The following is a 12,480-nucleotide window of genomic DNA, read 5'->3' as shown; positions in this document are numbered from 1 at the left end:
TGCCGGCCGGGGCGCGCCGGGTTCCGGTTCCGTGCCGAGCGCCGGCGGGCAGGACGCGGCGGTGTCCCGTGCCGGCCCGAGCGCCGGACGGCAGGCACCCGGTCCTGGTGCGGCGCCGGGTTCCGGGGCCGGCGTCCCCTCGGTCCTGGGCGGGGTCATCTCGGCCGCCTCCCGGTGCGCGGTCCGGCGCGGAACGCGTCGGACGCGGGGCGCGCACAGGGCGCCGGGACCTTCATCGCGGTACCGCCTGCCCCGGCCGCCTGTCCCGCCCGGCCGGTACGGCGGTGTGCTCGCCGGAGCCCGCCTGGTCGCCGCCGATCAGCGCCCACCAGGCGACCAGGCCGAAGCACACCGCCGTCAGCACGGTCGACGGGCCGCCGATGTCTGCGTACGCGAAGTCCACGAGCTGCCACACCAGCAGCCCGCAGGCGACCAGCGCGCAGTCCAGGCCCCGGCCGCCGGGCGCACGGGCCCGCCACAGGCCGCGCAGCGCGCACGCCAGCAGGGCCAGCCAGCCGCCCGCGAGGCACAGCAGCCCGATGAGGCCCTGCTCGCTCAGCACCAGCAGGTACATGTTGTGCGGGGACAGCAGCGGTTGCCGGCGGAACGCCGCGCCCGCGCCCTCGGTGTCGCTGCCCGAGGACAGCGCGAGCGAGGCGTACCCGTCGCGGTACTCGGGGAAGCCCTTCAGACCGACGCCGGTCAGCGGGCGGTCGCGCCACATGCCGGTGGCCGCGGCCCACATCGTGTACCGGTCGGTGACCGACTGGTCGGGCGCGTCGGTGACCCGCGTGATGCTGTCGATCCGCTCCTGGAGCATCGCCGTACCCACGCCCAGCCCGCCCACCAGCACCACGCACGCGGCCACCGCCGCCGCGCCCACCCTCAGCGCCCGGCGCGGTCCGGACAGCACCAGCTGCACGGTGACCGTGACCACCGTCGCGATCCAGGCGCCCCGGCTGAAGGACAGGGCGAGCGGAACCGACAGGGCCAGCGCGCAGCAGACGGCGAGCGTCCGCTCCCTCGGCGACGTCCGGCCGAGCGCCAGACCCACCGCGCACACCAGCCCGAACGACACCACCGTGGCCATGCCCATCACGTCCGACACACCGAACGTGCCGACCGCGCGGACGTCCTGGCCCTGGTAGGAGGCGCCGGTGCCGGTGACGTACTGGTGCGCGCCGACCGCCCCCTGCCAGCCGCCGAGCGCCACGAACGCCCAGGCCAGCAGCCGCAGGTCGGCCCGGTCACGGACGAGGAGCACGACGGCGGCCGGGACGAGCACGAAGACCTGGAGGTAACGGCCGAGGCCGGTGAGCCCTGCGCCCGGCGAGACCGCGTGCAGCGCGGCCAGCGCGAGACCGGGCACCGGCAGACCGAGGAGCAGCGCGGCGGTCCGGCCGAGCGGACGGCGGCGCGCGCGCAGCAGCCGTACCGCGCAGAAGACGACGACCAGCGCGGACACCGCGTCGGCGGGCCCCGCGCCGCCCTCGTCGCCGGGGGCGACCGGCAGCGCGAGCAGCGCGACGACGGCCACCACCGGCAGGACCGGGGACAGCCGCGCGGGGTGCCGGAGCGGCAGGGAGAGGGCCATCGGTCAGCTCCCCGTGGACCGCACCAGCGCGGCGGCGGTCCGCAGCAGGATGCAGACGTCCTGCCACAGCGACCAGTTGTCGATGTAGGCGTTGTCGAAACGGGCCCGGTCCTCGATCGAGGTGTCGCCGCGCAGCCCGTTGATCTGGGCGAGCCCGGTGATGCCGGTCCGCATGCGGTGGCGTGCCGCGTACCCCGGGTAGGTCTGGCTGAACCGGGCGACGAAGTACGGCCGTTCGGGGCGCGGGCCGACCAGGCTCATGTCGCCCCGGAAGACGTTCCACAGCTGGAGCAGCTCGTCCAGCGAGGCCTGCCGCAGGAACCGGCAGAACGGGTTCATCCTCCGCTCGTCGGCCACGCTCCACCGGGTGGCCGCCTCGTGCTCGTCGGCCGGGCGGTGGGTGCGGAACTTCAGCAGCGTGAAGGGACGGCCGTCCTTGCCGATGCGCTCCTGCCGGAACACCACCCCGGGCCCGCCGGTGAGCCGCAGCACCGCCGCGCACACCAGCAGCAGCGGGCTGGCCAGCACCAGCAGCGCTCCGGACACCGCGACGTCCAGCAGCCGCTTGGCCACGCTCGTCCGCCGCCGCGCGCCCAGGTCCAGCCGGCGCACGGCGAACCCGGCGAGCTGGTCGCGCACCTCGTACGCCGGGCTGTCCGCGTCCACCTCCCACAGCGCGCAGCCGGACTCGGCGAGCGCCCGCAACAGCGGCCCCCTCTCCGTGCGCACGGCCGGGTGGACGGAGAGGACGACCTGGACCCCGTTCTGGATCAGCGCCCGTTCCACCTCCTCGCCGGTGGTGAGCACCGGCAGTCCGCCGGCGCCGTCCGGGTCCTCCGCGACCACGCCCACCGGGCGCACCCCGCAGCCCGGCCGGCGGAGCAGTGCCGCGGCCACCCGCTGCGCGGTCGCCGCGGGCCCGATCACCAGGGCGGGCCGCGGGTGGCGGCGCAGCACGACCCGGCGCCGCCAGTACACCGCGCCCCGGCCCACGCCGGCCGCCGCCGCGTGCAGCGCCCAGCCCAGCAGCAGGGTCCCGGCGGTGAGGGCGCGCCCGGGGGCGTGCGCGGCGAGCAGCGCGGCGAGGCCCAGCCAGGCCACCGCGATCCGCCCGCACACCACGGGGAGTTCTTCGAGCACACCGGGCACCGGCCGCGCGGAGTACGGGCGCAGCAGCAGCGCGCCGGACACCAGCGCGGCGACGAGCACCGGCCGGCGGGCGGCCTCGTCCAGCGCGACCGCGCCCGCCAGCGCGGCGAACAGATCGGCGGCGAGCAGCGGCAGCGGGGAGGCGGGGCGCGCGGGTGGGCGCCGCACCGGGAACCGGAAGCCGCCGGCGGCGCGGGCCGGCAACACCGAGACGGGCGAGAATCCGTGGTCCCAAGGCTGCGAGCCGGGGGAGGGAACGGTGCTTTCCGCAGTCACGAGGGGATGGACTCCCTGCACTCGGGGGACACGGGCTGGGCGCTTCCACCGGCCCCGGACGGGCTGACGGGGCGGGGAGCGGCGTCGCCGGGGGCGGTGCGGGCGGGGCCGGGCCCGGGGGTGAGGGTGCCGGGGGCGGTGTCGGCGGGGCAGCCGGGAGCTGGGGCGGCGGTGTGGGGGTCCGCGTCGGCGGTGTTGGCGCCGGTGCCCGTGTCGGCGATGTCGGAGCCGGTGTCGGCCGTGCCGGAGTCGGCGTCGGTGGTGCCGAGGCTCGTGCCGGCGGCACCGGCGCCCGTGTCGGTGGCGCCGAGGAGTTCGCCGTAGAGGGCCCCGATCCGTTCGGCGGTGTGCCGTACGTCGTGCGTCGACAGGACGTGCCGGCGGCCCTGGTCGCCGAGTGCCGCGCGCAGCGGTGGGTCGGACAGCAGCGCGGTGATCGCACCGGCCAGCGCCGCGGGGTCCTCCGGGGGCACCAGGCAGTGCGCGGCGAGCGCCGGCGGCAGGCTCTCGCGGGCGCCGCCGACGTCGGTGACGACGACGGGGGCGCCGCACCCCAGCGCCTCCAGCGGGGCGAGCGCCATGCCCTCCCAGCGCGAGGGCAGCACCACCAGGTCGGCGGACCGGTACCAGGGCACGGGGTCGGCGACGGCACCGGCCAGCTCCACGGACGGGGGCGCCTGTCGGCGTAAGCCCTCCCGGTCCGGGCCGTCGCCGACCAGCACCAGTCTCGCCCGGGGCAGCGCGCCCAGGACGTCCCGCCAGGCGCGCAGCAGGACGTCCTGGCCCTTTTGCCGGCAGAGGCGGCCCACGCAGACGACGAGGGGGCGGTCTTCGGCTTCGGCGTCGAAGGGGTGGTCCGCGGTGCCGGAGGCGTGAACCGTGCCGTCCAGCGCGGGGACCGCGGAGGTGCCGGTGGCCGGAGCCGGTGCGAAGCGGGTCGTGTCGATGCCGTTCGGGATGACCGCGTACGCCGCGCGTACCCCGGCGCGCAGACCTGTCGCACGCTCCGCCTCGCTGACGCACACCACCCGGTCCGCCCAGCGCGCCCCCCACCGCTCCCAGCGCAGGGCGAGGGCCGCGGTGAGGCCGCCGACCGCCTCGAAGGACCAGGCGTGCGGCTGGAACACGGTCGGGATCCGCCCGCGGACGGCGAGCCGCCCGGCCAGGCCGGCCTTCGCGCTGTGCGCGTGCACCAGTGCGGGCCGTACCTCGTCGACCAGGCGTGCGAGTCGCCGTACCTCGCCCGGCAGGCCGGGACCCGGGGACCGGCCCGCGCGCCAGTCCCGGACGTCGGCGCCCAGCTCGCGCAGGCCGGCGGCGAGTGCGCCGTCCGGGCAGGCCACCGCGACCCGAAGGCCCGCGGCGAGCTGGGCGCGGGCCAGGTCGAGCACGACCCGGGCGACACCGCCGTCGACGGGTTGCGCGAGGTGCAGGACCCGGGGCCGAAGGTCGGGTGCTCGATGGTGCATTCGCGGGTTACCTCGCTCACGGGGGCGCTCTCGGGACTGCGGTCGTGAACGCGTGCGCTACCTCGGGCCGTTGGCGGCGGCGCAGAGCACGCCGGCCCGTGCCGCGTCCGCGTGGGAAACGAGCCGGGAGCCCGGCTGGTCACCGCCCCGTCGCAGAGCCCGGCCGAGATCGCACACGCCGGGGTCGTCGCCGAGCGTGTCGGCGTAGGCCGGAATCCGCCGGGCGGGTACGTCACCCGATGCGCTGATCGTGGGGCCGGGTACGTCGTCCGGGGGAGGGACGGGGTCGCGCCGCGCGACGGGCGTACGCCGGAGAGCGGGGGACGGTGTGCGCGTCGCGCGGGTGGAGAGGGTGGCGGAGGCGCCCGCCGTCGTACGCGGCGGCGGACCCGGGAACGTGCGCATGACGGCGAGCCCTTTCGCATGTGCTGGGAAGGGCCGCAACCCTAGCGGCTGACCGGACCAACCATCAGAAACCGCTCACCTGTGTCCGAGTTGTGAAGGCGTGTCGCCCGCCTGTCACTCCATTGGCGGCACAACCCCCGGGAGCGCCACGCGTTGACACAACGCCGGGCATCCCGCCCGGATGTTCGTGTCGATCCCAAGGAGCACCTCTCCATGTCGCGTATCGCGAAGGGCCTGGTCCTGACCTCCGCCGCCGTCGCGGCCGTCGCCGGCGGTGCCGGCGTGGCCTCCGCCGACGCCGGTGCGGGCGCCGTCGCCGCCGGCTCGCCCGGCGTGCTGTCCGGCAACGCCATTCAGGTTCCGATCCACGTGCCGATCAACGTGTGCGGTAACACGGTGGACGTCATCGCGCTGCTGAACCCGGCGTTCGGCAACACCTGCGTCAGCGACTGACGTCGGGGCGCCACCCTTCGGTGCCGGCCGTCCGTCCCGCTCGTTCGTCGCGGGGTGGGCGGCCGGTTTCGTGCTCCTCCAGACGGGTCACAGCGAGTAGATGAGCGGTTGCGGTGAGCGATCGGTGAATCGACGGTGGGGTCAGGTCCCAGCGTCCACCGAGAGGAACACCCATGCGTGATGTGCCGGCCCGGCGTCTTGCGTCCACCGTTCTCTGCGCGTCCGTCCTGGTCGGGATCACCGGCCCGATCGCGGTCGCCGCCGACGCGGCCCGGGAACACGACCGTGCCGCCTCCCGGGCGTCCGTTCCGGCAGCGGCCAAGGAGAAGCTGCTCGCCCAGGTCAGAGCCCTGGGCCAGGCGGACTCCGCGCTCGATCCGGTCGTCGATCTGGTCAACCGGTCGCTGGAGCGGGGCAAGCTCCCCGCCGACGAGGCCAGAAGGCTCGGGGAGGCGGCGAAGGCGGCCGTCGCCAAGGCCGCCACCGACCCAAAGCCGGCCGCCCCGGCGACGGCGGCCGTCCAGCCAGCGGCGGCGCCCACGACGCCCGCCAAGCCCGCGGCCCAGACGACGCCCACGACCGCGGCGAAGCCGGCGACCGACACGGCGACGACGCCTGCGGCGGCCACGCCCCCGACCGCGGCGAAGCCGGCGACACCCACGGCTCCGGCGGCGTCCGCGGCTCCGGCGAAACCGGCGGCGTCCGCGAAGCCCACGGCGTCCGCGTCACCGGCGGCCTCCGCGAAGCCCGGGGCTCCCACGGCCACCGCCGCGCCGACCGCGCCCGCATCGTCGTCGACGTCCGCCAAGCCGGCGGCGGCCACCACTCCGGCGGCCTCCACCGCCCCCACCGCCCCCGCGTCCCCGGCGAACTCGGCCAAGCCCGCCGCGCCCACCGCCCCGGCTTCCTCGACGACCTCCGCCAAGCCCGCCGCCGTACCGAGCACCCCGGCCAAACCCGCGGCCCCCGCCGCACCGGCGTCGCCGGTCGCGCACGCAGCCTCCGCCGCCCCGGTGGCCCTGGCCGCGCGGGCGGCCACACGGCGCGGCGGCATCGCCGAGCTGCCCTCGTCCCGCGACCTCGCCAGTGACGCGCTCTCCGCCCTGCAGACCGCGATCGACAACCTGGTGAAGGCGGTCACCGACCAGCTCGACCAGCTCCTCTCGTCCGCCACCGACGTGGTGTCCGGCCTGGTCGACCTGCTCGGGACGACCCTCCTCGGCAAGGACGCGTCCACCCCCACCGTCGAATCCCTGCCGTCCCTGGCGCCCCTGCCGTCCTTGCCCTCCCTCGCCCCGCTGCCCAGCCTCCCCGCGGTGTCGGGCCGGCCGACGACCAGCTGACGTGGGCGATTCACCGGACCGTACGGCAATTTCATATGTCTTCTCGGTGCGGGGTTTCCGCCCCGGCCGGACATCGTTAGGCAGGGCGTCAGAATTCCCCGGGTGACGTGAGTTGCCGAAGAAAGGAACACGATGAAGTCCCTGAAGGCCGCCGCCGTTGTCGCCGGTTCCGTGGCCCTTGCCGGCGTCGCCGCACCCGCGTTCGCCTACGACGCACGGCACCTGCCGCCGATGAGCCTCAACGGCGCGCTCGCCGAGCTGGCCGAGAAGCCGCCCGCCGTGCGGGACCTGATGCCGTTGCAGCACCAGTCGGACGCGCTGAACACGGAGAACAAGGACTCCGTGCTCAGCAGCGTGAAGGGGGTCACCACCACCCTCAACCAGCGGGGGCTGCTCGGCGGCCTGCCCCTGCAGCACTGACGCCCGTTCCCGCCGGGGCCGGTACCGCATCCACGCGGACCGGCCCCGGCGCGTGCCCGGGGCCCCGTCCCTCGATCGTGTGGAGCGGCCCCGGGGGTTGCTCCGGAAGGGTGAGAAGCCGCCGGGTCACGCCACGGCCCGTCGATATGGTCGCGCGGTGACCTCTGTATCCAGCGAAATCCGCCCCTTCCGCGCCGCCGACCTCGGCACGCTCGCCCTGCTCGCCTGGATGGCCAGGAACGAGGAGGGCGACGGCAGGACGCCGTGTCTCCTCGCCTGCTCGCTGGGAGACGGCCCGGACGGCCCGGAGGGCGCGTCCGCCGCCGTGGCGCGGCTCCTCGACGAGATGGGCCTGCCCGTGGGCGGCGACCCGGTCGACGGCACCACCCGGCCCAGCCTGAAGGTCGGCATGCTGGTCGTCGCGGGCCAGATCGTCCTGCAGATGCCGCACGTCACCACGCAGGTCACCCCGCCGGCGGAGTGGCTGAGGGCGGTCGAGAAACTCGGTTACACCTACTTCATGTTCACCACGCGCGTCTGTCCCTCGACCGGTCCCCGCCGGCCGGCCGACGGCGCGGAGCTGGCCGCGTTCGCAGGAGCCCCGGAGACGACGAACGCCGCCGCGCACGTCTATCTGCCCGCCCGCGGCCTGCGGGTCTGATCCCCCGGGACACCGGCGCCGGCCGCGGTCCCGCCCTGCCGCCCGTCGTCAGCGGTGCGGCCGGGCCGCCGGCCGCCCGGGCCGCCACCGTGCACGTCTTCGAGCCGCCGGAGAACCCGGGCTCCGTCCCCGGGGCAGCCGAATCCGGTGCTGACCGACGAGCTGACTATTACGGCACCCGGGCGAATTCCGAAATGAAGGCGTTTTCCGCTCGTTACGCGGTACGGACGCCGGCCCCCGCATTCCGGCGGACGTCGAACACCCCGCCTCCTGAAAGGGACCGTACCTGACATGAAGCCGACCACCCGAGGAACCCTCGCCGCCGTCGTCACGGGCATCGCGGTCACCGCGGGGGCCGCCGCCCCGGCCGCGGCGGCCGGCACGGTCCCCGTTCCGGTGCCCCTGGGCGGCGCCTCCACGTCGCTCGGCATGGAGGTGCCGAGGCTCGGCGCCGAGCTGCCGCTGCCGAAGCCGGGCGCCCCCGACGGACCCCGGTACGTCACGGGCCGGCTCCTGCCCGACCGCACCCTGCCCCAGCTGCCGGTGACCAGTGGGCTGCCCGGCCTGGGCGCCAGGGCTCCGCTGCCGCATCTCCTCGGCGACGGCTTCGACCACCTCGACGTCGACGCGCCCGCGGGCGATCTGCGGGCCCTCGCCCCCGGCCTGTCCCTCGACGCCCCCCTGACCGCGCCCGACGGAGGCAACTTCGGCCTTCCCGGCGCCAAGCTGCCCCAGGCCGGCGTGCTCGCCCCGGTCCTGCGGACCGTCGCCGACGGCAACCTGGGCACGGGCCCGGGACTCTAGTGCCTCTCGTTCGGATCATGCCGGGCGCGCGGGGTCTGGTCCCGGGTCCGGCCTGATCCGAACGGAAGACCCCAGCCGGGTGGCCGTACCCGCCGTACGGCTTCGCTTCAGTGACCCCACGCGCCCTCGGCCGGTTAGCCGGTACGGAACCTGATCCCGGACAAGGAGCGAGCATGGTCGTCGGTGTCGGCGAAGTGGCGGTCGGTGCGGAGGAGCGGGCCGGAGCGGGGGCGGCGAGACCGTCCCGGAGGGAGGTGGCGCGGAGGCTGCTGGCCTCCACGGCGGCGCTGGGGCTGGCCCCGGTCGTCGCCGCCTCCCGGCCCGCGCCGTCGGCCGGGAGTTCCGGCGGCAGCTCCTTCGACGAGACTTATCGGGGCCGCCGCATCCAGGGCGTCCTGGTGCCGGCCGCGGGGCGTCGGGCGGACGGGGGCGAGTGGCGGATCACCGTCGACGGCCGCCCGCTGCACCTGATGCGCCGGGCCGACGGCACCTGGCTCAGCATGGTCGACCACTACACGTCGTACCGGACACCGCTGGAGGCGACCCGGGCGGCCGTGGACGAGATCGGGCCGGGCCGGGAGCTGCGCGACCTCGCGCCGGGCCGGCTCACCGGCGGGAGCCCGGGAGAGCACGCGCACATGGGGGGACAGCATGGCGTACGTGCGTAAGAACGTCAGCACGCTCACCGCGGACGAGCGGCGACGGTTCGTGAACGCGCTGCTCACGCTCAAACGACGCGGCCAGTACGACGAGTTCGTGCGCCTGCACATCGACTTCTACACCACCGACGGCGAGGACGGTCTGCGCACCGCCCACATGGCGCCGTCCTTCCTGCCCTGGCACCGCAGGTTCCTGCTGGAACTGGAACGGGCGCTGCGCCGGATCGACTCGTCGGTGACGGTGCCGTACTGGGACTGGACCCGGGACCGTACGACGACCTCCGTGCCGTGGACCAAGGACCTGCTCGGCGGGAACGGGCGCCGCTCCGACCGGCAGGTGACGACCGGCCCGTTCGCCTACGCGGCGGGCCACTGGCCCCTGAGGGAGGGCGTCACCGACGGCAAGTTCCTCACCCGGGACCTCGGCCGCTCGGCCGCCCCGCTCCAGCTTCCCACCCGCAGCGAGCTGAACTGGGCGCTGGACGACCCCGTCTACGACGCCCGGCCCTGGGACTCCACCGCCCGCAAGGGCTTCCGCAACAAGCTGGAGGGCTGGGGGCCCGGCAGCGGCAGCGGCTCCTGGAAGAACCACAACCGGGTGCACCGCTGGGTCGGCGGCGCCATGCTCGGCGGCGCGTCCGTCAACGACCCCGTGTTCTGGCTGCACCACGCCTTCCTCGACCTGCAGTGGTACCGCTGGCAGCGGGCGCACCGCAGCCACCGCTACCTCCCGGCCGAACCGCCAGGCGTCGCCGACGAGCAGCACCGGCGGGTCGTCGCCCGGCACGAGAAGCTGCCGCCGTGGGACGAGACACCGGACCAGCTGGAGGACGTGAGCCGGATCTACCGGTACGCGTGAGCGGCACGTGCCCGCACGCGGGAAGGGCCCCGCAGCTCGGAGTGCCGGGGCCCTTCCCTGTCGTGCGTGGTGCGCTGTGCTGTCGTGCCCGTCGCGCCGGTCGGCTCAGTTGCCGTAGCCGTCGTGACCCGGACCGGGCTTGCCCTTGTCGCTGTGGTTGACGCAGGCGTTGCCGAAGGCCGGGTTGAGCAGTCCGACGACGTCGATGGTGTTCCCGCACACGTTGACCGGGATGTTCACCGGAACCTGGACCACGTTGCCGGACACCACGCCGGGCGAACCGAGGGCGGCGCCATGAGCGCCCGCGTCGGCCAGAGCCAGCCCGGCCCCGCCGACCACCACGGCACCGGTACCGAGAGCGACAGCGGCTGCCTTCGCGATGCGAGACATCACGTTCTCCTTTTGTAGCTCGGAAAGCGCGGCGGCAGGCCCGCCGCCGCACTTCCCGTTCAACGGCCCCGCACGGAGCTGGTCACGGTGATCAGCGGCGGATCACTCTTTCAACGGCACGGCGGCGCCGCTTCGACGGAGGGGTGGCCCGCTTCGACGGAGGGGGTGGCCCGCTTCGACGGAAGGGGCGGCTGCGCGGGGCCGGAGTTTATTCACGGGCGTCGGCCGGGGCCCGCCCCTACCCTCCCGGTATGGACACGGACAACGTTCCCGACAGCGCTCCCGGTGACGTTCCCGACGCGGGTGAGCGGTCGCGGCAGCTGATCGGCCTGCTCGCCGAGGAGAACAGGTTGCGGGCCTTCGCGGCGGTGGCGCTGGGCGCGCGCAGCACCCGGCAGGTCGCCGAGACGGCGGGCCTCCCGCTCAAGGACACGACCCTCGCCCTGCTCAGACTGCGCGAGCACGGCGTCGTGACCGACGGACCGGAGGACGGCCTGGCCGTCGCCCACGACCTCCTGCGCGCGCTGGCCCGCCCGCGGGGAGCGGAGCGTTCCGCGCGACCCGCCGCGGGCGATGCGGTGGCCACCTTCGTCCGGGGCGGGCGCCTGCTCCGGCTGCCGGCCCAGTGGACCCGCAAGCAGCAGGTGCTGCGGCACATCGCGGAGCGGACCTTCGAGCCGGGGGTCGCCTACCCGGAGCGGGTCGTGAACGAGCGCCTGCGGGCCTGGTGCGAGGGTTCCGACGACATCGACCATGTGACGCTCCGGCGGTACCTCGTGGACCTGCGCGAACTGCGCCGGAGCGAGGGCGTCTACGAACGCGTGCGTCCCGAGGCCGCCTGACGGGCCCGCCGTACCGCGCCGCCCGCCCGGCTCCGCCTCTCAGGGCAGCCGGCGTACGGGGGAGCCCGCCAGATAGGCCTGGATGTCCTCCACGGCCTGGCCGAAGTACGTCGTGTAGTTGGCGTGGGAGACGTAGCCGAGGTGGGGCGTGGCGAGGAGGCGCGGCGCCGTGCGCATCGGATGACCGTCCGGCAGCGGCTCGATGTCGAAGACGTCCACGCCGGCGCCGGCGATACGGCCCTCGTGCAGCGCGGCCAGCAGCGCGTCCTGGTCGACGATCGCGGCGCGGGAGGTGTTGACGAGGTAGGCGGTCGGCTTCATCAGGGCGAGCTCGGCGGCGCCGACGAGACCGCGGGTACGGTCGCCGAGGGCGAGGTGCACGGACACGAAGTCGCTGTCGCGTAGCAACTCCTCCTTCGACCCGGCGAGTTCGACGCCCACCTCCTCGGCGCGCTCCTCGGTGAGGTTCTGACTCCACGCGCCGACGCGCATGCCGAAGGCGAGGCCGACCTGGGCGACACGGCCGCCGATCTTCCCCAGCCCGAGCAGGCCCAGCCGGCGCCCGTGCAGATCGGCGCCGACGGTCGACTGCCAGGGCCCGCCACCGCGCAGCGCGTTGCTCTCCTGGACGATCCCACGGGCCAGACCGAGCAGCAGCGCCCAGGTCAGCTCGACCGGCGGGGTGCTGGAACTCGCCGTACCGCACACGGTGACGCCGTGCGCCTCGGCGGCGGCGTAGTCGATGACGCTGTTGCGCATCCCGGAGGCGATGAGCAGCTTCAGCCGGGGGAGGCGGGCGATCAGCGAGCCGGGTAAAGGGACGCGTTCGCGCAGGGTCACCACGATGTCGTACTCGGCGAGCGCCGCGGCGAGGGCGTCCTCTCCCGCGAGGTGCTCGCGCAGCGCGACGACCTCCACCCGGTCCTCGATCACCGACCAGTCGGCCGACCGGGTCGCCACACCCTGGAAGTCGTCCAGCACCACACAGCGAAGTCGCACGAGAACTCCCTCCCGTCCGGCGACTCTAGCGCGCCCCTGAACACCCCTCCCATCCGGTCCGCCACCACGCCTGCCCTGCCAGGCCACACACCCCCAGCGCATGAGCCCGCCCACGCCGAGGCGTGCCCCTGCCCGGGACCCCGCTCCTGCTTTGACG

The 12,480-nt window shown here is 75.2% G+C and carries 14 protein-coding genes; 8 read left to right on the top strand and 6 right to left on the bottom strand.

Annotated elements, in window-relative coordinates:
* Nucleotides 1–232 precede the first annotated feature (232 nt).
* The 4 genes from ACZ5DC_RS08890 to ACZ5DC_RS08875 are packed head-to-tail and all read right to left on the bottom strand — an operon-like array spanning nt 233 to nt 4,893.
* The gene (locus tag ACZ5DC_RS08890) at nt 233–1,594 is read right to left on the bottom strand and encodes an O-antigen ligase family protein (RefSeq protein ID WP_468650803.1); all 1,362 of its coding nucleotides are present in this window, start codon (nt 1,592–1,594) and stop codon (nt 233–235) included.
* 3 nt (nt 1,595–1,597) lie between these two features.
* Nucleotides 1,598–3,019 carry an exopolysaccharide biosynthesis polyprenyl glycosylphosphotransferase gene (locus ACZ5DC_RS08885; RefSeq protein WP_468650801.1) on the bottom strand — a complete coding sequence of 474 codons (1,422 nt, stop codon included), beginning with the start codon at nt 3,017–3,019 and terminating at the stop codon, nt 1,598–1,600.
* The gene (locus tag ACZ5DC_RS08880) at nt 3,016–4,488 is read right to left on the bottom strand and encodes a glycosyltransferase (RefSeq protein WP_468650799.1); all 1,473 of its coding nucleotides are present in this window, start codon (nt 4,486–4,488) and stop codon (nt 3,016–3,018) included. Before ACZ5DC_RS08880 ends, ACZ5DC_RS08885 begins: the two co-directional genes overlap by 4 nt.
* A gap of 57 nt (nt 4,489–4,545) precedes the next feature.
* Nucleotides 4,546–4,893, bottom strand: a complete 348-nt coding sequence (locus ACZ5DC_RS08875; protein WP_468650797.1) for a hypothetical protein — start codon at nt 4,891–4,893, stop codon at nt 4,546–4,548.
* A gap of 213 nt (nt 4,894–5,106) precedes the next feature.
* On the opposite strand from ACZ5DC_RS08875, the gene ACZ5DC_RS08870 reads away from it, so the two are divergent.
* The 7 genes from ACZ5DC_RS08870 (at nt 5,107) to ACZ5DC_RS08840 (ending at nt 10,092) form a co-directional block, all read left to right on the top strand.
* Nucleotides 5,107–5,346: a chaplin gene (locus tag ACZ5DC_RS08870; RefSeq protein WP_468650795.1), complete on the top strand. Its 240-nt coding sequence runs from the start codon at nt 5,107–5,109 to the stop codon at nt 5,344–5,346.
* 173 nt (nt 5,347–5,519) lie between these two features.
* Nucleotides 5,520–6,689: a hypothetical protein gene (locus ACZ5DC_RS08865; RefSeq protein WP_468650793.1), complete on the top strand. Its 1,170-nt coding sequence runs from the start codon at nt 5,520–5,522 to the stop codon at nt 6,687–6,689.
* A 132-nt stretch (nt 6,690–6,821) separates the two neighbouring features.
* Nucleotides 6,822–7,109 (top strand): hypothetical protein, encoded by a 288-nt coding sequence (locus ACZ5DC_RS08860; protein ID WP_366750487.1) that lies wholly within the window; start codon nt 6,822–6,824, stop codon nt 7,107–7,109.
* A 157-nt stretch (nt 7,110–7,266) separates the two neighbouring features.
* The gene (locus ACZ5DC_RS08855) at nt 7,267–7,770 is read left to right on the top strand and encodes a DUF5949 family protein (RefSeq protein ID WP_468650791.1); all 504 of its coding nucleotides are present in this window, start codon (nt 7,267–7,269) and stop codon (nt 7,768–7,770) included.
* Nucleotides 7,771–8,061: 291 nt separating this feature from the next.
* Complete coding sequence (locus ACZ5DC_RS08850) at nt 8,062–8,574, top strand: hypothetical protein (RefSeq protein WP_468650789.1); 513 nt, start codon at nt 8,062–8,064, stop codon at nt 8,572–8,574.
* Nucleotides 8,575–8,747: 173 nt separating this feature from the next.
* On the top strand, nt 8,748–9,242 hold the full coding sequence (locus ACZ5DC_RS08845) for a tyrosinase family oxidase copper chaperone (RefSeq protein WP_468650787.1): 495 nt from the start codon (nt 8,748–8,750) through the stop codon (nt 9,240–9,242).
* Nucleotides 9,226–10,092: a tyrosinase family protein gene (locus ACZ5DC_RS08840; protein ID WP_468650785.1), complete on the top strand. Its 867-nt coding sequence runs from the start codon at nt 9,226–9,228 to the stop codon at nt 10,090–10,092. Before ACZ5DC_RS08845 ends, ACZ5DC_RS08840 begins: the two co-directional genes overlap by 17 nt.
* A 105-nt stretch (nt 10,093–10,197) precedes the next feature.
* On the opposite strand, the gene ACZ5DC_RS08835 is transcribed toward ACZ5DC_RS08840, so the two are convergent.
* Complete coding sequence (locus tag ACZ5DC_RS08835; RefSeq protein ID WP_468650783.1) at nt 10,198–10,482, bottom strand: chaplin; 285 nt, start codon at nt 10,480–10,482, stop codon at nt 10,198–10,200.
* A gap of 251 nt (nt 10,483–10,733) precedes the next feature.
* Here ACZ5DC_RS08835 and ACZ5DC_RS08830 point away from each other — a divergent pair, with 251 nt between their 5' ends.
* On the top strand, nt 10,734–11,324 hold the full coding sequence (locus ACZ5DC_RS08830; RefSeq protein WP_468650781.1) for a DUF2087 domain-containing protein: 591 nt from the start codon (nt 10,734–10,736) through the stop codon (nt 11,322–11,324).
* Between the two features lie 39 nt (nt 11,325–11,363).
* Here the strand turns inward: ACZ5DC_RS08830 and ACZ5DC_RS08825 are convergent, their stop codons facing one another.
* Nucleotides 11,364–12,323 (bottom strand): D-2-hydroxyacid dehydrogenase family protein, encoded by a 960-nt coding sequence (locus ACZ5DC_RS08825; protein WP_468650779.1) that lies wholly within the window; start codon nt 12,321–12,323, stop codon nt 11,364–11,366.
* Nucleotides 12,324–12,480 lie beyond the last annotated feature (157 nt).

Source organism: Streptomyces sp. NPDC031445, assembly GCF_055581365.1.
The sequence above is the reverse complement of the archived record's forward strand: the minus strand, read 5'-3'. Positions and strand labels throughout refer to the sequence as shown.